The 20893-nt window shown below is 67.0% G+C and carries 15 protein-coding genes; 6 read left to right on the plus strand and 9 right to left on the minus strand.

Annotation, left to right across the window (positions count from 1 at the left end; all coding sequences use genetic code 11):
- Nucleotides 1-41: 41 nt before the first annotated feature.
- Nucleotides 42-6188, minus strand: coding sequence for a DNRLRE domain-containing protein (locus ABGA98_RS02560; RefSeq protein ID WP_347616528.1), 6147 nt, complete (start codon nucleotides 6186-6188; stop codon nucleotides 42-44).
- Between the two features lie 531 nt (nucleotides 6189-6719).
- On the opposite strand from ABGA98_RS02560, the gene ABGA98_RS02565 reads away from it, so the two are divergent.
- Both ABGA98_RS02565 and ABGA98_RS02570 read left to right on the plus strand, forming a co-directional pair.
- Nucleotides 6720-7265, plus strand: a complete 546-nt coding sequence (locus tag ABGA98_RS02565) for a winged helix-turn-helix domain-containing protein (protein WP_347616529.1) — start codon at nucleotides 6720-6722, stop codon at nucleotides 7263-7265.
- Nucleotides 7266-7860: 595 nt separating this feature from the next.
- Nucleotides 7861-8286: a winged helix-turn-helix domain-containing protein gene (locus ABGA98_RS02570; protein ID WP_347617691.1), complete on the plus strand. Its 426-nt coding sequence runs from the start codon at nucleotides 7861-7863 to the stop codon at nucleotides 8284-8286.
- A 131-nt stretch (nucleotides 8287-8417) separates the two neighbouring features.
- Here ABGA98_RS02570 and ABGA98_RS02575 read toward each other — a convergent pair whose 3' ends face one another.
- Nucleotides 8418-9581: an acyl-CoA dehydrogenase family protein gene (locus tag ABGA98_RS02575; protein ID WP_347616530.1), complete on the minus strand. Its 1164-nt coding sequence runs from the start codon at nucleotides 9579-9581 to the stop codon at nucleotides 8418-8420.
- Between the two features lie 125 nt (nucleotides 9582-9706).
- On the opposite strand from ABGA98_RS02575, the gene ABGA98_RS02580 reads away from it, so the two are divergent.
- A complete protein-coding gene (locus ABGA98_RS02580) occupies nucleotides 9707-11020 on the plus strand; it encodes a UDP-glucose/GDP-mannose dehydrogenase family protein (protein ID WP_347616531.1) in 1314 nt (437 codons plus the stop codon).
- Between the two features lies 1 nt (nucleotide 11021).
- Here ABGA98_RS02580 and ABGA98_RS02585 read toward each other — a convergent pair whose 3' ends face one another.
- The 3 genes from ABGA98_RS02585 to ABGA98_RS02595 form a co-directional block, all read right to left on the minus strand.
- On the minus strand, nucleotides 11022-12017 hold the full coding sequence (locus tag ABGA98_RS02585) for a GNAT family N-acetyltransferase (RefSeq protein ID WP_347616532.1): 996 nt from the start codon (nucleotides 12015-12017) through the stop codon (nucleotides 11022-11024).
- Nucleotides 12018-12082: 65 nt separating this feature from the next.
- Nucleotides 12083-12592: a 5-(carboxyamino)imidazole ribonucleotide mutase gene (gene purE, locus ABGA98_RS02590; protein WP_347616533.1), complete on the minus strand. Its 510-nt coding sequence runs from the start codon at nucleotides 12590-12592 to the stop codon at nucleotides 12083-12085.
- Nucleotides 12589-13737 carry a 5-(carboxyamino)imidazole ribonucleotide synthase gene (locus ABGA98_RS02595; RefSeq protein WP_347616534.1) on the minus strand — a complete coding sequence of 383 codons (1149 nt, stop codon included), beginning with the start codon at nucleotides 13735-13737 and terminating at the stop codon, nucleotides 12589-12591. The genes purE and ABGA98_RS02595 overlap by 4 nt, the downstream gene beginning before the upstream one ends.
- Nucleotides 13738-13943: 206 nt before the next feature.
- Here ABGA98_RS02595 and ABGA98_RS02600 point away from each other — a divergent pair, with 206 nt between their 5' ends.
- Nucleotides 13944-14426, plus strand: coding sequence for a GtrA family protein (locus tag ABGA98_RS02600; protein WP_347616535.1), 483 nt, complete (start codon nucleotides 13944-13946; stop codon nucleotides 14424-14426).
- On the opposite strand, the gene ABGA98_RS02605 is transcribed toward ABGA98_RS02600, so the two are convergent.
- Together ABGA98_RS02605 and ABGA98_RS02610 are read right to left on the minus strand one after the other, a co-directional pair.
- Complete coding sequence (locus ABGA98_RS02605; protein WP_347616536.1) at nucleotides 14410-15687, minus strand: ATP-binding protein; 1278 nt, start codon at nucleotides 15685-15687, stop codon at nucleotides 14410-14412. The two genes, ABGA98_RS02600 and ABGA98_RS02605, sit on opposite strands and share 17 nt — an antisense overlap.
- A gap of 4 nt (nucleotides 15688-15691) precedes the next feature.
- Nucleotides 15692-16360 (minus strand): response regulator transcription factor, encoded by a 669-nt coding sequence (locus tag ABGA98_RS02610; RefSeq protein WP_043620820.1) that lies wholly within the window; start codon nucleotides 16358-16360, stop codon nucleotides 15692-15694.
- Nucleotides 16361-16691: 331 nt separating this feature from the next.
- Here ABGA98_RS02610 and ABGA98_RS02615 point away from each other — a divergent pair, with 331 nt between their 5' ends.
- Nucleotides 16692-17747, plus strand: a complete 1056-nt coding sequence (locus ABGA98_RS02615) for a methyltransferase domain-containing protein (RefSeq protein ID WP_347616537.1) — start codon at nucleotides 16692-16694, stop codon at nucleotides 17745-17747.
- Between the two features lie 47 nt (nucleotides 17748-17794).
- Entirely contained in the window at nucleotides 17795-20143 is a 2349-nt protein-coding gene (locus ABGA98_RS02620) for a glycoside hydrolase family 95 protein (protein ID WP_347616538.1), read from the plus strand.
- On the opposite strand, the gene bfr is transcribed toward ABGA98_RS02620, so the two are convergent.
- Both bfr and ABGA98_RS02630 read right to left on the minus strand, forming a co-directional pair.
- Nucleotides 20116-20598 carry a bacterioferritin gene (gene bfr / locus ABGA98_RS02625; protein ID WP_347616539.1) on the minus strand — a complete coding sequence of 161 codons (483 nt, stop codon included), beginning with the start codon at nucleotides 20596-20598 and terminating at the stop codon, nucleotides 20116-20118. The genes ABGA98_RS02620 and bfr overlap by 28 nt on opposite strands.
- A 24-nt stretch (nucleotides 20599-20622) precedes the next feature.
- Nucleotides 20623-20799, minus strand: a complete 177-nt coding sequence (locus ABGA98_RS02630) for a (2Fe-2S)-binding protein (RefSeq protein ID WP_132618226.1) — start codon at nucleotides 20797-20799, stop codon at nucleotides 20623-20625.
- Nucleotides 20800-20893 lie beyond the last annotated feature (94 nt).

The following is a 20893-nucleotide window of genomic DNA, read 5'->3' on the forward strand; positions in this document are numbered from 1 at the left end:
GCTCTTGCCCCATGCCGGAATCATATGTCAGTGCGAGTTGTTCAGCAACTTCTCATGTCAGCCCCGCACGCCCACCCTGCTCCACCGAGGACGATGGCGAGCTGTGCTCCGATCCATGTGAAGAAGCGCCCGTATTTGCTACCGAATAGATTTGATATCTTATGGCCTATCTCGTTGAGGGCGCCAACTATGGCCTGGCCAAATTTTTTTCCAGCCGCAGATTTGATGAAGGCTGCTCCTGCACTACCGCCTATGAGTCCATTGACGAGGCCGCCGACCGCTTTGTCTCTGAATTTGCTCCAGCTGAACGGTTCGCCGGTCATATATGTCTCCGCCAAGTAGTCGACGGCCGCGCCGACTCCACCGGCGACGACGGCGCAGAGCACTGCGCCAACGCCTGCCGTGAATGCCGCACATACTGCGCCGAAGACCCCCGCTACAATGGCTGCGATACCGCCCTTGATAAGCTCGCACCAGAAGCCGCACTCTGCTTTGCCGGCGACGTCGTAGCAATTGATGGGGTCCGCAGAGCAGTAATCATATCTGTTCGCGCTGCCGCTGAGGACGGGATCGACTTGCAGAAACCTGCCGGTGACGGGGTTGTAGAGGCGAGCGCCCATCAGCACTAAACCGGCGAGGGCATCGACGGATCGCTGCTGATTGCCAATCCATCCGTAGCGCTGTGGGTTGCTGGTGTTCTCAGCCCTAGCGATACCGTACTCGGTTTGTTCGAAATATGACGTGATGCTTGTTGCCGCAGCACTGTTGTCGCAAGTGGCCACGATGTCACCATGGAGGTTGACGAGTTGCAGAGAACTTGTTCCGTCACTCTTCTGTATCGCGGCCAATCCGGTGAAAGCGACGATGTTTCGCGTCCACGTGCCATCGGGCTCTGCTATCCAGGCCGGGCTATCGGCCTCCCCCGCATAATGGTTGACCATTGTCTGCGGCGAGCTATTGCCTGTCTTGGTCATCGTGCGAATTCGACCTAGCGGATCAAGTACGAATGCCCTCGCTTGGCCGTCCTGGGTGAGTGAGGCGACCATGTCATTTGCGTAGTATTCAACCTGCAGCTGGCTTCCGCCGCCTACATGTGAGGCCGGTATGGTACGCGTACGGCCTAGGTCGTCGTAGGCGTAGCCGGCATTTGTGATCCGATCTGCCGCGTCATAGCTATAGGACTCGACGATGGGGTCGGTCGAGGAACTGCACCCTCCCGAGGAGTCAGGACCCTGAGTTGTCAGGCTAGACCGGTTCGTGTTCAGGTCGAACTCGTAGGTCCTGGTTACGCACGTGCCGGCGTAGGTATCGGCAACTGCGGTTAAGCGGCCGTGTGCGTCGTAGGTGTAGCGCTGATTACTGCCGTTCGGGCCATTGTTCACAACCGTGAGCCCGTCTGCGTTGGACTTGCTTGAGAATCGCAGCCACGGCATGTTGTCCTTGGCGTAGGCAAGTCCGACCTGCTTGCCGGTGTTATCGTATTCGTAGGTCGCCGACAGTCCATTGGGATAGGTCTGTACGGCAATCCGACCGCCAGCATCATATGCTGCTGTGAAGGCGCCTACGCTGCTTGCCTCAATCTTCGTCGGTATTCCGCGCCGTTCGATGCGCCCGACAGCGTCGGCGCCGTTGTAGGTGTATGTTGTCGTCCCCTTTCCGTCATTCAGTGTGGCTATCTTGCCGTCCACCGTGTACGTCATCGTGGACGTGTTGCTGTCGGCGTCCGTGACCGAGACAATGCGCCCAAAACTGTCATACTGCTGTTGGATGGCTACTCCACCCGAGGAGGCTTGCGTCCGCAGACCAGTATTCGGGTCATAGGTGTACGTGACCTCTGGAACAGAGTGCCCGCCCTCGCTCTCGGGAGTAACGGTCAATGTCCCGCCCACGGGCCGTCCAGCGGCATCGAACTCTGTGGTCGATGTGCGTATAACCGATCCGGACGTATCTGTCGAGCTTGCCTGCTGGCCAAGGTAAGAGTATGTGATCATTGTGGTGGGCAGCGGCTTTCCCGCAGGTTGATCTGCGGGACCCGTACGACACTTCAGCCCGGCCCAGCCTGGCTTGTTTCCGCATGCAGTAACAGAAGGATGAGGCCCTGCTGTGTAGTACATGAACGTTGTCGTACCGGCATCTGCGCCTGTCGACTTCGGCGTGCGCCGTTCTACTTCTCTGCCTGCGGTGTCATAACGGATGCGGGTAGTGATGTCCTCCTGGTCCGGCATGACTGTCGTTCCCGATGTGGGGAGGCGCAGGTCCCATCCGGATGGATCTCCCGATCGTATCGGCTCGTAACCGGTTTTCGTCTCATCGATGTCGGCAGGGCCCGGTACGGCCACCCCGTCCAGAACGACCGGTTCGGTCTTCGACGAGGTCACCAGATGATAAGCCTTGTCGTTGGTTGGTTTCCCTTCGTCGTACGACACGGTCGTACGCGGCCGGGCCGAGACTTGCGTGCCATCGGCCAGTACGACCTGACGTGCCTGATCCTCTCCGGATAGCAGGTCACTGTCGTCGTTGAAGATTCTGGTGCGGGCAAGAAGATTGGCCCGTTCGGCTGAGTCGGTTCGGCTGGCCACATAAGGATCGGTGTTGCTGGTCGGTGTCAGCGCTTGGGCCAGGTTATCTGGTGAGAGTTCCCATACAGCGTTTCCTTTGTCGTCGTGGCTAACTGCCGACACCTGCCATGTGCCCGCACCAAAGGATGCACCGTTGACCACTCGTCCATTGACATCGAGATACGCTAGTTGAGCATATTCCCAGTCGGCGTTGGTGGGCCTATAGGTGCCATCCGTGTGTCGCGCCGGAACGTGTGAGGCAGGGAACATGGCCGTTCCGATTATGGGCGGATTAGTCACCTGACCCCATCGAGCGGTCTCCGCCTCAATGAGGTTGACTGGGGCATCTGTGCCGCCGATCGGAACGTCATAGGTGATTGCTTGAGTGGGGTCGACGTCACCTCCTTCGCGTTGTACGTGTGCCAGGCGGCCTCGGTTGTCATATTCGATCAGCCAGGGTGAGAGGCCCGCAGGAGTAATCTGGGAGAGGCGGCCTTCGCCGTTGTAGTAGTAGACGGTGCCGAGATTGCTGCGAGGATCCGTCGCCTGCCTGAGATGCCCGGTCGAGTCGTACAGGTATGCAGCCACAACCGTGGACTTCACGGTGTTGGTCTCCGGGTCGAACGCGGTGAACGACACGTTCTTGACCTGGTTCTTGTAGTCACCCCATCCGGACGCGACACCTGTGGCAGTCGTGGAGGCGCCATAGGAGAGTTCCAGCGCCCGGCACCCGGCCGCCAAGGTAGTTTCGCAGGTAACACCGTCGGGCACTGGAGCAAGGATGCGGGTGATCCGGCCCTGCCCATCCCTATAGTAGGTTACGGCCGATTCCTCGGCTGCTGTCTCAGCACGGGTCACCAGCCAACGGCCGTTGATCTTGGTGTAAGTGGTCCTGTTGCCGTCGGTGTCGGTGTGTACGAGTTCTTCGTCCGTGGCAGTGATGCGGGATCCATCGGCCGCGTCTCCTACGCCCCTATAGCTGGTGCCCTTCTTGACGTACGACAGAGTCGTGCCGTCTGCGCCCACCAGATAGACGGACGAGCCTCCGCCGGCTGGGGAGAAGTCGGCCACACCGGACGGGGCAGATGGGAAGCCCGCCCGCCAGCCTGGGCCGAACACCTGGGTTTCCCCCAGTTGCTCATCCACGCGCTCGGCTTGCGGATACAGGCTGGTGTGGGTCCTGCTCACTTCCATCCCGAAAAGTGAGACATCAGAAGAGTCGACAGCGAAGTCACCGGTTTGCAGGGCAAGTTTTCCAGGCCCGATCTCCGCCGTGCCGTACGACTTTCCGAATGCCGAATCCTCCAGTGTGATCATCACGTGTGCTGAGCAGTCATAAACGACGTCTCCGCCCGAGAAGCAGGCGCGGACGTAGACCAGGCGATCGTCGAGGCCGGCGTCGTGCAGGGTCTTTGTAATGTCCCAGCTGAGTGGGGAGAAGTTCTTGGAGGTGTCGGCACGGGTTTGCGGCCAGTTGCTGATCGGTTGAGTGGTCCCGGGGACGTGGACGTCGTTACTCGGGATGGTGGCCCATTCCCATTCCAGGGCAGACCCGGTGTTATACTCATAAGTGATCTCGGTGCGTCCGGGATGCGCGGCGGCGTCGAGAGTGAGGTATCTCTGCGTACGGTTCTGAGATTGAGCTGTAACCAAGCCTCCTGGCCCGGCACCGAAGCTATACGTCGTGACGTCCGAGGTGTTGTGAGCCTTGTCTCGTGTCTTGACGTAGAGTGTGTGCCAGCCGTCTTCGACTGCGAATTTGTTGGAGCGGGTCTCTCCGAGAGACATCTCCCAATGGCCCGCCTCCATCACGTTGTATTTGCTGGTGTCGTCTAAGGCCCACAGGTACTCGGTAACATCTCGGACCCCTGATTCAAAGGTGCAGCTGACGCCGTCGTCGGTGTGCGGTCCCCAACTGCCCTCAAGATAAGGGCGGTTGCAGTAGACGACCGGCGGCTGCGGACGCGTGGCGTCGACACCGAGGAGTTGCCACTGGGTCCAGGCAGAGTTGGTGGAGCCGTCTGTAGCCCGCGCTCGCCAGCGGATGCGCCAGCCGTCTGAGATGTTCCCTGCCGGCACAGTAATGTTCGCCACCTCGCCCGGCTGAGTGTCGGTGGAGACACCCGACCAAATGAGTCCGCTGCCTTGTGCCGGGATGTTGGGGTCGTGCTCGACTTCGAACTCGCCCCGCAGATTGCTGCTGGTGCCCCGTACTCCCACCGACAGCGTTGGCGTGGTGGTTGTGGTAAAAAGCCTTCCGCTGATCTGGGGCTCTTCTCCCACCTCTGGCTGAATCGGTCTGGTGGGGCTGGCCACGGGTACGGCACGCGGATGCTCCACTATAGGGGTGCTTCCGTAGGTGACGACGAGCTTCGGTGCCTCAGAGGAGGTGAAGTCCCATGAAAAGACGGGTTGGGTCTTTTCCTCGTTTGAGACTTTGAGCAAAAGGCCGTGGCTCCCTGCTCCGCTGGCCCATGCCTGCGCGATCGCGGTCACGGTCACAGCCCAGGGCACATCGCTCGCGGGGGATGAGTTCGCTGTGCAGATCGACGGAGGGCTGACGGTGACTTCACCGTCATCGGTTGTGGTTGGCTGAGTGCTCCAGAAGACATCGCTGTCGTTCCACGCCCGCGTGATCCGCCTGACTTGCAGCTTTTGGTTCAGGGGACAGCCCCACAGGTCGCCAGTCAGCTGCACTTGTGCGTCGGTGATCTGCTGTCCAGCTAAGGAGGAGGTGTCGAAGCCAAGCAGTGCCCGCTCAATCACCTTGGCGCCCCAGTTGCTGGGACACACGTAGTTGGTGACTCCGACGGACGCCCCCCAGGCCACGAACTGATCACCATTGGGGCACGTTGAATTGATGGTATTGGTAGCTTGAGACGTCAGCGTCACCGTAGGGTCGACTGTGACAGGATAAACGGTTCCAGGATCGGTGAGAAAGGCCGGATCTGGCCTGAGAATCAGTCGCCGCCCGTCGTCAGCCTGACGTATAGCCAGGCTGACTGCTCCCCTATCGGGATGATCTGTGCTGGCTGCCGTTGTCTCTGCGGCTGTAGCCTGAGCCGATTGGGATCCGAACATGATTGGTCGAGGCGCGGCTGCAACGGTTTTCCCCTTGGCGTCCTTCAGCGCCAGCCCGCCGCTTGAGGTTTTTGTGATGGTGAGGCCTTCGGTGCGGAGCGGAATCTCGTACTCAACGGGTCCTGTGGGACGTTGACGTAAAACCACGTCGTGTCGGAATCCGGTGGCAAGTGCAGTCAGGACGAGATCGGCGCCCGGGCCAGCGGCGTCAGGATAGGTAGCCTTATTGCCCTCGACCTTGGGCTTGGGCAGCGCAGTGGGCCAGGTCAGCATATAGGACTGCCCACCCGGACGGTCCAGCACGGCTAATGGTTCCCCGTCACCTCCGGCGGAGAATTTCACATCAGCGATACTGGCCTTAGGCTTCAGCACTCCGCCATGGACGGTAAGCGTGGTGTCTATCGGGGTCCAGCGATCGCCCTGCTTGACCCGGACTGGTCCGCTGGCTGCTTCCAGCGTGATCGTGCCGTCAGGATTGATGTAAGTGAGCGTCGATTCGGTGGTTTCGCCCGTTACTAGAACTCGGCTGCTTTGCTGGCGTGCGGCCAAAGCCGCCGAAACGCGATCTGGGCTCTCCACTACGGGGTGCGGCTTTGCCGACGGTGTCAGTGTTTGTGTCGTGGATATCGGAGTGGCTGCTGCAGCTGCGTGAGCGGTGGACAGAAGTAGAGCTACTACTAGACCAGTGACGAGAGTCGCTCGGTACCATGTTCGCCCGTCTTTGGACGCACCGGGGTGAGCTTCGCGGGGGATATGCACCCAACCTCCAGCATGAAGATCACTAAGGCACTCGATCCTAGATCGATAATGAAAGGTGCGATAGATCCAGATCTGTCGTGAAGGCATCACGGAGGGCTGATTTCCCGATTGACCGTACGTGCCCCTGCGAACCGTCCTGCGCGTTCTGACGGGTGCTCGCCAAGGGATGCGAATTACACAGCTTGAATTCGTAGGGTCATAGGGTCGTGACGGTGCGCTGTTGCCGGTGTACGACCGATGTATGCGCTACAGAGGCTGAATTACTGAGGTGTCACCTCGCGGTTGCCTGTGCGGGGCGGGGTTGGGGAGTATCCCGGTGGGATGCGTTATCCGGATGGTGGTGGTCTGACCTCGGCGGCGCGCGCCAAGCGTGAACAGGTCCGCTTGGAGGCTGCCGGGTTGTTCGCCGCGGGCGTGTCGCCGCCTGAGGTGGCCAGGAAGCTGCGGGTCTCTCGTAAGTCGGCCTATGTCTGGCACAAGGTGTGGCGTACCGCAGGAGTTGAGGGGCTGGAGTCGAAAGGGCCGGGTGGGCCGCGCTGCCGGCTGAGCGAGGCGCAGGTGCAGCGACTGGAGGCGGCGTTGGACGCCGGTCCTGCAGTCTGGGGGTGGCAGGAGGATCAGCGCTGGACCCTGGCCCGGGTGGCGGCGCTGATCGGCCGGTTGTTCCACGTCACCTACACCCCGCGCGGAGTGTCCTATCTGCTGCACCGGCTGGGCTGGAGCCCGCAGGCAGCCCAGCGCAGGGCTGCCGAACGCGACGAAGAAGCGATTGCGACCTGGGTGAAGGACACCTGGCCGCTGGCGGGACCACCGCGCAGGACCAGGACGCGTGGATCTGCTTCGCCGACGAAGCAGGCCAATCGCTGAGGCCGCCCAAGGCCCGTACCTGGTCCCGCCGTGGACACACCCCCGTCGTCACCGTCTCGGGCAAGGGATCCGGCCGCGTCAACCTCACCGGGCCGCTCTGCGTCAAACCGGGACAACGAACCCGGCTGCTCTACCGCATCATGATCTACCGGCGGCGCAAGCACGAACGCAGAGGGTTCGGCGAGAGCGACTACGCCCGCTTACTCGACGCCGCTCACCAGCAGTTCGGCGGCCCGATCGTGCTCATCTGGGACAACGTCAACATCCACGTGGATGCCCTGATGCGCAGCCTGATCGAGGCACGCCCGTGGCTGACGGTATTCTGCCTGCCGGCCTACGCGCCCGAACTCAACCCGATGGAGTTGGTGTGGTCACACCGCAAACGCGCCCTGAGCAACCTGGCCCACTGCCCCCTCGACAACCTCCCCAAGGTCATCCGCAGCCGGCTCAAGCAGATGCAGTACCGCCCCGACCTCCTTCCTGGCACACACCGGCCTGATCATCAACCCAAGATCGCCATGAAACCCCAGACTTTCATCCTCTGTACGGGCAACGAGGCAGGTACACCCCCGCAGAGCAGGAACGACGGGAACGTCTGCGGTTACAGACAGCCGAGCGGTTCGAGGACGGGCACGGCACCAGACAGATCGCTCGTGAACTGCAAGTCCACGAGCGGACGGTGGCCAGATGGCGCAAGTCCTGGCGGGAGGGCGGCACCGAGGCGCCGCGCTCGAAAGGGCCGGTCTCACGCGAGAAGCTGACACAGACGCAGTGGGCCCGGCTGGAGACCGAGCTCAACCGGGGCCCGCTGGCGCACGGGTTCGGCGATGATCAGCGCTGGGCTCTGGGCCGGGTCAAGACCCTGATCGGCAAACTGTTCCACATCGGTTACACCATCGGGGGCGTCGGCAAGCTACTACGACGGCACGGCTGGTCGGTGCAGATCCCGGCGCGGCGCGCGATGGAACGCGATGAACAGGCCATCGCCACCTGGGAGCATGATCCGATCGTACGGACTTAGGCTTCTCCGTTCCGCTCTGCTCCGTGTCTCACGGAACAGCCACGGAACAGCACTCGTTGAGCCCCGAACCTGCACGCTGGCGAACCCCGGCTCTCCACCATCGAGGACCGGGGTTTCCGCTGCTCAGAGCCCTACTTCAGGAGCTGGCGGGCCATCACCATGCGCTGGATCTGGTTCGTACCCTCGTAGATCTGGGTGATCTTGGCGTCGCGCATCATCCGCTCCACCGGGAAGTCCTTCGTGTAGCCGTACCCGCCCAGCAGTTGCACCGCGTCCGTCGTGATCTCCATGGCGGCGTCCGAGGCGGCGCACTTCGCGGCGCTCGACAGGAAGGTGAGGTCCTTCTGGGGTTCGCCGTGCATGGCGCGCTCCGACTTCGCGGCCGCGTGGTACGTGAGCTGCCGGGCCGCCTCCAGTTTCATGGCCATGTCGGCGATCATGAACTGCAGCCCCTGGAAGTCGGCCACGGGGCGGCCGAACTGCTTGCGTTCCTTGACGTAGCCGATCGCGTAGTCGAGGGCTCCCTGGGCGATGCCGAGGGCCTGGGCGGCGATGGTGACGCGGGTGTGGTCGAGGGTGGCGAGGGCGGTTTTGAAGCCGGTGCCGGGGTCGCCGATCATGCGGCTGGCCGGAATGCGTACGTCGTCCAGGATCACCTGGCGGGTGGGTGAGCCCTTGATGCCGAGTTTCTTCTCCTTGGGCCCGAAGGAGACGCCTTCGTCGGATTTTTCGACCACGAAGGCGGAGATGCCGCGTGCCCCTGCGGACGGGTCGGTGACCGCCATGACCGTGTAGTACTCGGAGACGCCGGCGTTCGTGATCCACATCTTGGTGCCGTTGAGCACGTACGTGTCGCCGTCCGCGACCGCGCGGGTCTTCATGGCCGCCGCGTCCGAGCCCGCCTCCGGCTCCGACAGCGCGTACGAGAACATGGCCTCCCCCCGGGCGACGGGCGCCAGGTAGCGGGACTTCAGCTCTTCCGACGCCGAGAGCAGCAGCGGGACGGTGCCCAGCTTGTTGACCGCGGGGATCAGGGAGGACGACGCGCACGCGCGGGCGACCTCCTCGATGACGATCACCGTGGCCAGCGCGTCCGCCCCCGCGCCGCCGTACTGTTCGGGGACGTGGGCGGCGTGCAGGTCGGCCGCGACGAGCGCCTTGTAGACGTCCCAGGAGAACTCCTCGGTCTCGTCGGCCTCTGCGGCGTGCGGAGCGATCTTCTCGTCGGCCAGGGCGCGGACGGTCTCCCTGAGCATGTCGTGTTCCTCGGCGGGCGCGTAAAGAGGGAAGCTCATGCGACAGATACTAGGACGTCCGACCATCTTGTTACCAGCGGGTACGGTTTGCAAAAGGGAGGAGGTGGCACGAAGGAGATAGCGCGGGCCGGTAACATGCCTCAGCGATCGAAAGGAGCTCTCTCGTGCCATATCGCCTCACGGTGATCGGGACCGGATACCTGGGCATCACCCATGCGGCGTGCATGGCCGATCTCGGATACGAAGTCCTGGGCCTCGACATCGACGCCGACAAGATCAACCGGCTCAGCAACGGGCAGCTCCCGATCCACGAACCCGGGCTCGAAGAGGTGCTCCACCGCGGGCTCGAATCCGGCCGCCTGCGCTTCACCTCCTCCTTCGAAGAGGTCGCCGCCTTCGGCGACGTGCACTTCCTCTGCGTCGGCACCCCGCAGAAGCGCGGCGAATACGCCGCGGACGTCTCCTACGCGGACAGCGCCATCGAGTCCCTGGCCCCGCTCCTTGACCGGGAATGCCTGGTGGTGGGCAAGTCCACCGTGCCCGTCGGCACCGCCGAGCGGCTGGCCGACAAGCTCACCCGGCTCGCCCCCGCGGGCGCCGAGGCCGAGCTGGCCTGGAACCCCGAGTTCCTGCGGGAGGGTTTCGCGGTCAAGGACACGCTCAACCCCGACCGCATCGTGCTCGGCGTGCGCAGCGAGCGGGCGGAGAAGGTGCTGCGCGAGGTGTACGAGCCGCTGGGCGAGATCCCGTTCGTGGTGACGGACTATGCGACGTCCGAGCTGGTCAAGACGGCCGCGAACGCCTTCCTCGCCACCAAGATCTCCTTCATCAACGCCATGGCCGAGGTCTGCGAGGCCGCCCACGCCGACGTCAAGCAGCTGTCCGAGGCGCTGTCGTACGACGACAGGATCGGCGGGCGTTACCTCAACGCCGGGCTCGGCTTCGGCGGCGGCTGCCTGCCCAAGGACATCAGGGCCTTCATGGCGCGGGCCGGCGAGCTGGGCGCGGACCAGGCGCTGACGTTCCTGCGCGAGGTGGACGACATCAACATGCGCCGGCGGGCCCGCATGGTCGACCTGGCAAGGGAGCTGGCGGGCGGCTCCTTCCACGGGTGCACCGTGGGCGTGCTGGGCGCCGCGTTCAAGCCCAACTCCGACGACATCCGCGACTCCCCCGCGCTCAACGTCGCCGTGACCATCGGCCAGCAGGGCGGACAGGTCACCATCTACGACCCGATCGCGCTCGACAACGCTCGTAAGGCTCATCCCGAGCTCAACTATGGCGATTCCGCCGTCGAGGCGGTGCGTGGGGCGCACGTGGTCCTGCTGCTCACGGAGTGGCAGGAGTTCCTGGAGCTCGATCCCGAGCAGCTGGGCGCGGTGGTCGCCACCCGGCGCATCGTCGACGGCCGCAACTGCCTCAACCCCGAGTCGTGGCGCTCGGCCGGCTGGCACTACCGCGCCCTGGGCCGCCCGTGAGTCATCGCAGGTGGAGCACCCACTGGGTGGTCAGCGGGCGATAGCCGCGGCGCGCCCAGAACGGCGTGGACAACGGGTTGGGCAGCGCGTGGTGGAGCATCATGGACGACACCCCGCGCTCCGACGCGTGGCGGTGGGCCACGTCGACGAGCGGCGCGCCCACGCCGCGGCCCCGCCAGGCCGGCTCGACGTACATGACCCCGAGGTAGGCCACGGGCGAGTCACGTACGTCCTTGCCGATCCAGCGGGAGCGGCCCGGCGGCTGGACGATGACGCAGCCCACCGGCCGGCCGCCCGTCTCGGCGACCCAGCACCACTCCAGCGGCAGCACCTCCGCCGCCACGAGTTCCTTGATGCGTGCCGGTGTCGAGTCACGCACGGCCACCCAGCCGAACTGCGCGTCGTAGGCCACCAGCCGCTCGTACATCCGCACGACGGCCTCCGCGTCATCCGCGGTGGCCCGGCGGACGGCGGGCGCGCCCACCTCGCGCTCACCGAGCCGGCCGGCGCCGGGCGTGTTTGCCGAGCGCTCACGGGGAGGGCGGGCGGCGGGCGTGTTTGCCGAGCGTTCATGGGGCGGGCGGGCGCCGGGCGTGTTTGCCGAGCGCTCGCCGAGCCGGCGGACGGCGGCCACGGAGATGGGTGCGAACCCCCGCACGGCCAGAGCCCTGACCGGCGCGGTGTCCCTGCTCGGCCACGACACGGCCAGCGCCTGCCCGGGGCCGGGATCGCGTAACCCCGCCATCCACCGGTCGAGCAGCCCGCCCAGCGCGGCCTCGGGGTCGGGGCCGCCGACGCGGGCCTGGAGCCGGTGGACGACGAGCGGCGACCAGGAGGCGCGCAGGTCGTCCCGGTCGATGCGGTCGACGGAGGCCAGCCCCGCGGCGTCGCGGGTCTCCAGCCGCACCCCTCCCGCGCCGGGCAGCCCGTCGTGTCCTGCGACCAGCGGGTCGGCCGCCCGCACCCGGGCGGCATGGCCCCTGATCACGTTGTCCATCCACGGCACCCTAGCCGTACGGCCAGGCCCGTGGGAGCGCTTTCCCAGGGGCGTCCGGGCCTGGGTCAGAGCTCGGCGGCCTCGGCCCGCAACCGCTCACCCTTGGCGTACGCCTGCTCCTTCAGCCGCGCCTGGAACTCCTCCATGCGCGCCCGCAGCCCGTCGTCGGAGGCGGCGAGGACGCGTACGGCCAGCAGCCCCGCGTTGCGGGCGCCGCCGACGGCCACGGTGGCCACCGGCACCCCGGCCGGCATCTGGACGATCGACAGCAGGGAGTCGAGCCCGTCGAGGTGTTTGAGCGGCACCGGCACCCCGATCACCGGCAGCGGCGTGACGGAGGCCAGCATGCCGGGCAGGTGGGCGGCGCCGCCGGCGCCGGCGATGATCACCTGGAGGCCGCGGGAGGCGGCCTGGCGGCCGTAGTCGATCATCTCGACCGGCATGCGGTGGGCCGACACCACGTCGGCCTCGAACGTCACCCCGAACTCGGCGACCGCCTCGGCGGCGGCCTTCATGACGGGCCAGTCGGAGTCGCTGCCCATGACGATGCCGACGCGCGCCGCGGGCGCACTCATGTGTACTCCCCGGTGGTGAGGTAAACGGCGGCGTGGCGGGCGCGGGCGCGCACCTGGTCGAGGTTGGAGCCGAGGGCCGTCACGTGGCCGATCTTGCGGCCCGGACGCACCTCCTTGCCGTAGAAGTGCAGCTTGATGCCCGGATCGTGGGCGAGCACGTGCTCGTAGCGCTTGAACAGGCCGGGGTCGTCGCCGCCGAGCAGGTTGGCCATGACGACGACGGGCGCGGTCATCGTGGGCGAGCCGAGCGGCAGGTCGAGCACCGCCCTCAGGTGCTGCTCGAACTGCGAGGTCCTGGCGCCCTCGATCGTCCAGTGGCCGCTGTTGTGCGGCCGCATGGCCAGCTCGTTGACCACCAGCCCCTGCGTGGTCTCGAACAGCTCCACCGCCAGCAGCCCGGTCACCCCCAGCTCGTGGGCGATCTTCAGGCCGATGCGCTGGGCCTGGGCGGCGTCTTCGGGGTCGAGCCCGGGCGCGGGGGCCAGCACCTCGACGCAGATGCCGTCCTCCTGCACGGTCTCCACGACCGGGTAGCTGACGCCCTGCCCGTGCGGCGAGCGGGCCACCAGCACCGCCAGCTCCCGCTCGAACGGCACGAACGCCTCGGCCATCAGCTCGACGCCGGACGCGAACGCCTCCGCGACGTCGGCGGCCGACCTGCACACCCACACGCCGCGGCCGTCGTAGCCGCCGCGCACGGCCTTGAGCACCACCGGCCAGCCGTGCTCGCCGGCGAAGCGCTCGGCGTCGGCGGCCGTGCCGACCCTGGCCCAGGCCGGGCAGGGCACGCCGATCGCGGTCAGCCGCTCGCGCATGACCGCTTTGTCCTGGGCGTGCACGAGGGCCTCGGCCCCCGGGTGCACGGTGTGGCCGTCGGCGACCAGGGCCCTGATGTGCTCGGTGGGCACGTGCTCGTGGTCGAACGTGATCGCGGCGCAGCCCTTGGCGAACGCGCGGAGGTCGCCGAGGTCGCGATAGTCTCCGACCCGCGCGTCGGTGATCACCCGGGCGGCGCTCTCGCCGGGGGCCGCGGCCAGCACCCGCAGTTCGACGCCGAGCGCGATGGCGGGCGGCTGCGTCATCCGGGCGAGCTGGCCGGCGCCGACGATGCCCACGACCGGTCCGATGGGGCTGTAGGAACTCACGCCAGGTGAGCTTACCGGGACGGAACGACTTCCCTGACGGGCGGCCCTTCCAGATCATGGCAGGTTAGCGGGCTTGGCGGGGGTTAGGACGATTTCGCGATGAACGTTCCTTTGCGCGGTATGTTCATCTGTCTGACACCGGGCCTGCACGGTGACCGGTACGCTGAGTTGGTCAGGCTCGACAAGGGAAGGGACCGAGCAGAGACGTGGACTTCGCCAAACGCCTCTACGAGCGGTTCGCCTCCCTGCTGCACGAGCTGGCCAAGTTCGGCAGCATCGGGGCCATCGCGTTCCTGATCGACACCGGCGCCTACAACCTCTTCCTGCTGGGGGTCGACGTGGGGCCGCTCACCTCCAAGGTTTTCGCGACCACGATCTCGGCGACGTTCGCCTACCTGGGCAACCGCTACTGGACGTTCCGGCACCGGGAGCAGAGCGGGCTCGGGCGCGAGTATTTCCTGTTCTTCCTGCTCAACGGCATCGCCCTGCTGTTCGGGCTGCTGGTGATCGGCTTCACCACGTACACGCTCCACCTCGACGACCCCCTCAGCGCCAACATCGCCAACATCATCGGCGTCGGGCTCGGCACGCTGTTCCGCTTCTGGTCGTACAAGAAGTGGGTGTTCCTGGAAGCCACCGAGCCCATTCCGGTCGAGCTGCCGGAAGCCGGGGTCAGGCAGGACCGCTGACCACGCGGTTGCCGCCGTTCTCCTCCGCGGGGCGCAGGAAGACGGCGAACGTGGCCGGGCGCCGGCGCACCAGCTCCAGCCTGCCGCCGTCGGCGGCGGCCAGCGCGCGGGCCAGCGTCAGGCCGAGTCCGGTGCCTCCGCCGCCGCTGACGTTCCGCTCGAAGATCCTCGGGGCGATCTCGTCGGCGATGCCCTGGCCCTCGTCCGCGACCTCGATCACCACGTAGTTGTCGCCGCAGGTGGACGTCACGGTGACGGCGCCGCCGCCGTGGCGCAGGGAGTTCTCCAGCAGCGAGGCGATCACCTGGCCGAAGCCGCCGGTGGTGGCCATCGCCTTCATCCCGCGGGTGCCGTCGAGCCGGATCTCGCGGCCCGCGTCGCGGAAGACCGGCTCCCACTCGATGATCTGCTGGCCGAGGATCTCGTCGATGGCGACCGGATGTGCCTGGGCGTGCCGCTGGCGGCGGGCCGCGGCCAGCAACTCGTCGATCACGGCGGTGAGCCGCTCCGCCTGGACGATCGCCGCCTCGCCCTCCTCTCGGACGACCTCCGGCTCGTCGGAGGAGGCGACGATCTCCTCCAGCCGCATGGTCAGGCCGGTCAGCGGCGTGCGGAGCTGGTGGGAGGCGTCGGTGGCGAACTCGCGCTCGCGGGTGAGCAGGTCGGAGATGCGGGTGGCGCTGCGGTCGAGCACCTGGGCCACCCGGTCGAGCTCGGGGATGCCGTAGCGGTGCTTGCTCGGCCGCGCGTCGCCCGAGCCGAGCCGGTCGGCGATCTTCGCCAGGTCCTGCAGGGGGAGCGTCAGCCGGCGTGACTGAACCACGGCCAGGCTCACGGCCACCGCCAGAGCGGCCACGGCCAGGGCCACGATGAGCAGCAGGCGGGCGGCCACGTCCTGTTCGACCTGGTCGCGGTCGCGACTGATCCGGACGTAGACGCCGGTGTTGGTCTGGGCGTCCTCCGTCATGAGGTGACCGGACGGCGGAGGCGAGCCGACCACGGTCACCCGGAGGGGGGTTCCGTGCTCCCAGATCTGGATGTATCTTCCCGGGTATTTCTGCTCCAGCTGCTGGGGGTCGAGTGGCGTCTCCTGGACACGGGCGTATTCCACCTCTCCCACGAGACGCTTGGCTTCGGACCCAAGCTCCTGAGCCGCTTCGTCGACGATCAGGCGACTCACCACGACGCCCAGGGGGACCCCCAGCAACAGGACCGCGATGACCGCGACGACCAGGGTGGAGGTGAGCAGTCGGCGGCGCATCCGCCTACTCGCGTTCGAACCGGAAGCCGACTCCCCGAACGGTCGTGATGTAGCGGGGCTTGGCGGCATCGTCGCCGAGCTTGCGGCGCAGCCAGGAGATGTGCATGTCGAGGGTCTTGGTCGAACCCCACCAGTTCGTGTCCCAGACCTCCCGCATGATCTGCTCGCGGGTGACGACCTTGCCGGCGTCGCGCACGAGCACGCGCAGCAGGTCGAACTCCTTGGTCGTCAGGTGGAGCTCCTTCTCCCCCATCCAGGCCCGGCGCGAGTCGGCGTCGATGCGCACCCCTTGGACGACCGGGGTCTCCGAGGTGCCTCGCCGCAGCAGGGCGCGGACCCTGGCGAGCAGTTCGGCCAGCCGGAACGGTTTCGTCACGTAGTCGTCGGCGCCCGCGTCGAGCCCGACGACCGTGTCGACCTCGTCGACGCGTGCGGTGAGTATCAGAACCGGAGTGCCGTGCCCTTCGGCGCGGATCCGGCGGGCCACCTCCAGACCGTCCATTTCGGGCAGGCCAAGGTCGAGAACGATGAGGTCTATGCCGCCCGACAGGGCCCTTTCCAGGGCCTGCGGGCCATCGGGACTCACCTCGACCTGATAACCCTCGCGGCGTAGCGCACGCGCGAGCGGCTCGGAAATCGAGGTGTCATCCTCGGCTAGAAGTACGCAGGTCATGAAGCGATCGTAGGACCTTAGGCGATCGTTTCCCGGGCACAGCGCGCGGTTTGACTCGTAGTTGACCTATCCATTGACCTGGGCAAACTCGGCTAAATATCACTTAGTCAGGATTAAATTACCGTGATTATCGACGCGAAACTTGGCCGCCCGTGCACGATGCGCCAGAGTGAAAATTCCGCCCAGCACTTTCCGCCGATCACTTTCCCCGGTCGGGAGCCCGGGTAGGGGACGCGTCCGGGGCGGAACCGGTTGTGTGGCAAAAGACCTTTTCCAGGTGCCACGCGGCCCCGATCCTCGATCGGGGCCCGGCCGGAAGAAGGAGATGATCATGATGACCACGAGCAGCGACGCGTTCGCCGACCGCCTGCTGGGATCGGCACTCGGCACCATCGACCTGCTCTCCATGCACATCGGCGACCGGATGGGCTGGTACCGCGCGCTGGCCGCGCACGGCCCGGCCGACGCCGCCGAACTGGTCGCCCGTTCCCGCGGCCACGAGCGGTACGCCAGGGAGTGGCTGGAGCAGCAGGCCGCCACCGGGATCCTGGAGACCGCGGAAGACGGCCGCTTCGCCCTGCCCGGCGGCGCGGCGGAGGTGCTGACCGACGAGTCCAGCCTGGCCTACCTCGCCCCGCTGGCCCGGATGCTGGCCGCGGCGTCCGTCCAGTTGCCCGCACTCCTGGACGCCTACCGCGACGGCGGCGGGGTGCCCTGGGCGGCGTACGGGGCCGACATGCGGGAGTCGCAGGCCGACATGAACCGGCCCTGGTTCGAGCGCGCCCTGCCGGACGCGCTCGCGGGCGTGCCCGGCCTGGACACCGTGTTGCGGCGGCCCGGCGCCCGGCTCGCCGACGTGGGCTGCGGCGGCGGATGGTCGGCCATCGCGCTGGCCAGGGCCTACCCCGGGGCGACCGTGGAGGGCGTCGACATCGACGGCCCGTCCGTCGAGCTGGCCACCCGCAACGCGGCCGGCGCGGGCCTCGGGGACCGGGCGACCTTCCGCCGCGGCGACGCGGCACTGCTGGACGAGGGCCGCTACGACGCCGTCTTCGCCTTCGAGTGCGTGCACGACATGCCGCGGCCGGTGGAGACGCTGGGGGCGGCGCGGCGGGCGACGAGGCCGGACGGCGCCGTCGTGATCATGGACGAGGCCGTCGGCGACTCCTTCACGGCGCCCGCCGACGACGTCGAGCGGCTGATGTACGGCTTCAGCCTGCTCATCTGCCTGCCCGACGCGATGAGCGAGCAGCCCTCGGCCGCCACCGGCACCGCGATGCGGCCGGGCACGCTGCGCCGCTACGCCCGCGAGGCCGGCTTCTCCGACGTCGAGATCCTGCCCATCAAGGACTTCGGCTTCTGGCGTTTCTACCGGCTCATTTCCTGAGCAGAGGTCGGATGTCTCGCCGCGCGGTCCTGCTAACCTGAGGCCGCATGGCGGACATCTTCGGAAATACACCCGATGACCTGGCGCTCTGGTACGACGAACCGGCCACCGACTGGGAGACCCAGGCGCTGCCCATCGGCAACGGCGCCCTCGGGGCGATGGTCTTCGGCGGCACCCGCACCGAGCGGCTCCAGTTCAACGAGAAGACGTTGTGGACCGGCGGGCCGGGGTCGGCACAGGGCTACGACTTCGGCAACTGGGCCTCGCCCCGGCCGGGCGCCCTGGCCGGGGTCAGACGGCGGCTCGACCGCGACCTGCGGATGTCGCCCGAGGAGGTCGCGGCCGAGCTGGGGCAGCCGAAGTCGGGGTTCGGGGCGTACCAGGCGTTCGGCGACCTGTGGCTGGAGATGGCTGGGGGAGGCGCGGTCGGCGGCTACCGGCGGGAGTTGCGCCTGCGGGAGGCCGTGGCCAGGGTCGGCTACACCGCGGGCGGCGTGCGCCACGCGCGCGAATACTTCGCCTGCCATCCGGCGAACGTGATCGCCGGGCGGCTTTCGGCCGACCGGGCGGGCGCGGTGTCGTTCACGCTCCGCGCGACCTCGCCGCACCTGCCGGCCGGCGGGCAGGCCGGCGTCGCGAACGGGCGGCTGACGCTCAGGGGGGCGCTGGCGGACAACGGGCTGAGGTACGAGGCCCAGGTGCACGTGGTCGCGGAGGGCGGCACCCGCACCGACGGGGACGGCCTGATCACGGTCGCCGGGGCCGACAGCGCGTTCTTCGTGATGTCGGCGGGCACCGACTACGCCGGGACGTACCCGGCGTACCGCGGCGACGACCCGCACGCCGCCGTCACCGCCGCCGTGGACCGGGCCGTGGCGCTGGGCTACGACGATCTGAGGCGGGCCCACCAGGACGATCACCGGGCGTTGTTCGACCGCGTGGTGCTGGACCTCGGGCAGCGGGCGCCGTCCGTCCCCACGGACCGGCTGCGGGCCGCCTACACCGGAGGCCCTGGGGCGGACGACCGCGCGCTGGAGGCGCTGTTCTTCGCCTACGGCCGCTACCTGCTGATCGCCTCGTCGCGGCCCGGATCGTTGCCCGCGAATTTGCAGGGCGTCTGGAACGACTCCACCAGCCCGCCCTGGGCCGGCGACTACCACACCAACATCAACCTGCAGATGAACTACTGGCCCGCCGAGGTGACGAACCTGGCCGAGACGGCGCGGCCGTACGACGACTTCGTCGCGGCGCTGGTGGCGCCGGGCGAGGTGACGGCGCGGGAGATGTTCGGGGCCGGCGGGTGGGTGGTGCACAACGAATCGAACCCGTTCGGGTTCACCGGCGTGCACGACTGGGCCACCGCGTTCTGGTTCCCGGAGGCGGCCGCCTGGCTGACCCGGCAACTGTACGAGCACTACCTGTTCAGCGGTGACCTCCACTACCTGCGCGAGACCGCCTACCCGGTGATGAAGGGCGCCGCGCGGTTCTGGCTGGACACGCTGCACGCCGACCCGCGCGACGGCGGCCTGGTCGTCTCGCCGAGCTACTCGCCCGAGCAGGGCGACTTCTCGTCAGGGGCGTCGATGGCGCAGCAGATCGTCTGGGACCTGCTCACGAACGTGGCCGAGGCCGCCGGCGTGCTGGACGTCGACGCCGCGTTCCGCGCGCGGGTGCGGGAGGTGCTGGCCCGGCTCGATCCCGGGCTCCGGATCGGATCGTGGGGACAACTCCAGGAGTGGAAGGCCGACTGGGACGACCCCGGCAACACGCACCGGCACGTGTCCCACCTGTACGCGCTGCACCCCGGGCGTCAGATCACGGCGGAGAGCCCTGAGGGAGAGGCGGCCGGGGTCGCGCTGACGGCCAGGGGCGACGGCGGCACCGGCTGGAGCAAGGCGTGGAAGATCAGCTTCTGGGCGCGGCTGCTCGACGGCGACCACGCGCACACGATGCTGCGCGAGCAGCTCAGGCACTCCACGCTGGACAACCTGTGGGACACGCACCCGCCGTTCCAGATCGACGGCAACTTCGGCGCCACCGCGGGCATCGCGGAGATGCTGGTGCAGAGCAGGCCCGGCGAGATCCACGTGCTGCCCGCGCTGCCGTCCGCCTGGGGTGCGGGGTCGGTGCGCGGGCTGAGGGCCCGGGGCGACGTGACGGTGGACGCCTCCTGGCGTGACGGCGCCGCCGAGCGGATCACGCTGCGCACAGGGCGCACCGGCCCGATCGCGTTACGGTCGGCGGCCATCACGGCCGGCAGCCGGGTGCTGGACGGGCGGGGCGACGACGTGGCCGCGCACCGCTCCGGCCACATCCTGGCCTGGAACGCCGCCGCGGGGGCGGCCTACACGGTCGTGACGGGGAGCGGTCAGTCCTCCGAGGGGGGCTCGGCGTAGCGGGCGAGGTAGAGCTGCTCACCGAGGCTGCGGATCAGGTCGAGCTCCGTCTCCAGGTAGTCGATGTGCTCCTCCTCGTCCTCGAGGATCTCCTCGAAGATGCGGGCGGAGGTGATGTCGCCCTTCTCCCGCATGAGGTGAATGGCCGGCCGCAGCCGCTGCACCACCGACAGCTCCACCTCGAGGTCGGCCCTGAGCTGCTCCTCGACGGTCTGGCCGATGTGCAGGGTGCCCAGGCGCTGGTAGTTGGGCAGCCCTTCGAGGAACAGGATGCGGTCGGTCAGGCGTTCGGCGTGGCGCATCTCGTCGAACGACTCAGCGCGGGTGTGCTCGGCAAGCTTGGTGTATCCCCAGTTCTCCTGCATCTTGGCGTGCAGGAAATACTGGTTGATCGCGGTCAGCTCGGCGGTCAACTGCTCGTTGAGCAGCTCGATGATCTGCTTGTCGCCCTGCATGGCAGGCCCCTTGCTGCTATCCGGCTAGGCGGTCGTCAGTTCTTCAGACCGTTTCAGGATCGCACAGATTTTCCGTACGCATCGGGCACAGTCACCACCAGCCCCGGTGGTGTCACGGATCTGCTTCGCGCTGGTGGCCCCGGCGGCAATGCAGTCGTGCACCTCGTTCTCGGTCACCGCACGACACACGCACACGTACATCCGGGGACAAGCCTCTCTCGAGTCAAAGGGGGAACACCATGAGGTAAGGCACACCTAAGGTAGCCCACTTTGGTAAGGCTTGCCTATGTTAGGT

Source organism: Nonomuraea sp. B1E8 (assembly GCF_039871515.1).
GTDB lineage: Bacteria > Actinomycetota > Actinomycetes > Streptosporangiales > Streptosporangiaceae > Nonomuraea.

What these genes read in the sequence shown, in the direction of transcription:
- ABGA98_RS02620 (WP_347616538.1), top strand. Translation starts at nt 17,795, where the DNA reads ATGGCGGACATCTTCGGAAATACACCCGATGACCTGGCGCTCTGGTAC.
- ABGA98_RS02615 (WP_347616537.1), top strand. Translation starts at nt 16,692, where the DNA reads ATGATGACCACGAGCAGCGACGCGTTCGCCGACCGCCTGCTGGGATCG.
- ABGA98_RS02565 (WP_347616529.1), top strand. Translation starts at nt 6,720, where the DNA reads ATGCGTTATCCGGATGGTGGTGGTCTGACCTCGGCGGCGCGCGCCAAG.
- ABGA98_RS02605 (WP_347616536.1), bottom strand. Translation starts at nt 15,687, where the DNA reads ATGCGCCGCCGACTGCTCACCTCCACCCTGGTCGTCGCGGTCATCGCG.
- ABGA98_RS02610 (WP_043620820.1), bottom strand. Translation starts at nt 16,360, where the DNA reads ATGACCTGCGTACTTCTAGCCGAGGATGACACCTCGATTTCCGAGCCG.
- ABGA98_RS02585 (WP_347616532.1), bottom strand. Translation starts at nt 12,017, where the DNA reads ATGGACAACGTGATCAGGGGCCATGCCGCCCGGGTGCGGGCGGCCGAC.
- ABGA98_RS02630 (WP_132618226.1), bottom strand. Translation starts at nt 20,799, where the DNA reads ATGTACGTGTGCGTGTGTCGTGCGGTGACCGAGAACGAGGTGCACGAC.
- ABGA98_RS02575 (WP_347616530.1), bottom strand. Translation starts at nt 9,581, where the DNA reads ATGAGCTTCCCTCTTTACGCGCCCGCCGAGGAACACGACATGCTCAGG.
- purE (WP_347616533.1), bottom strand. Translation starts at nt 12,592, where the DNA reads ATGAGTGCGCCCGCGGCGCGCGTCGGCATCGTCATGGGCAGCGACTCC.
- bfr (WP_347616539.1), bottom strand. Translation starts at nt 20,598, where the DNA reads ATGCAGGGCGACAAGCAGATCATCGAGCTGCTCAACGAGCAGTTGACC.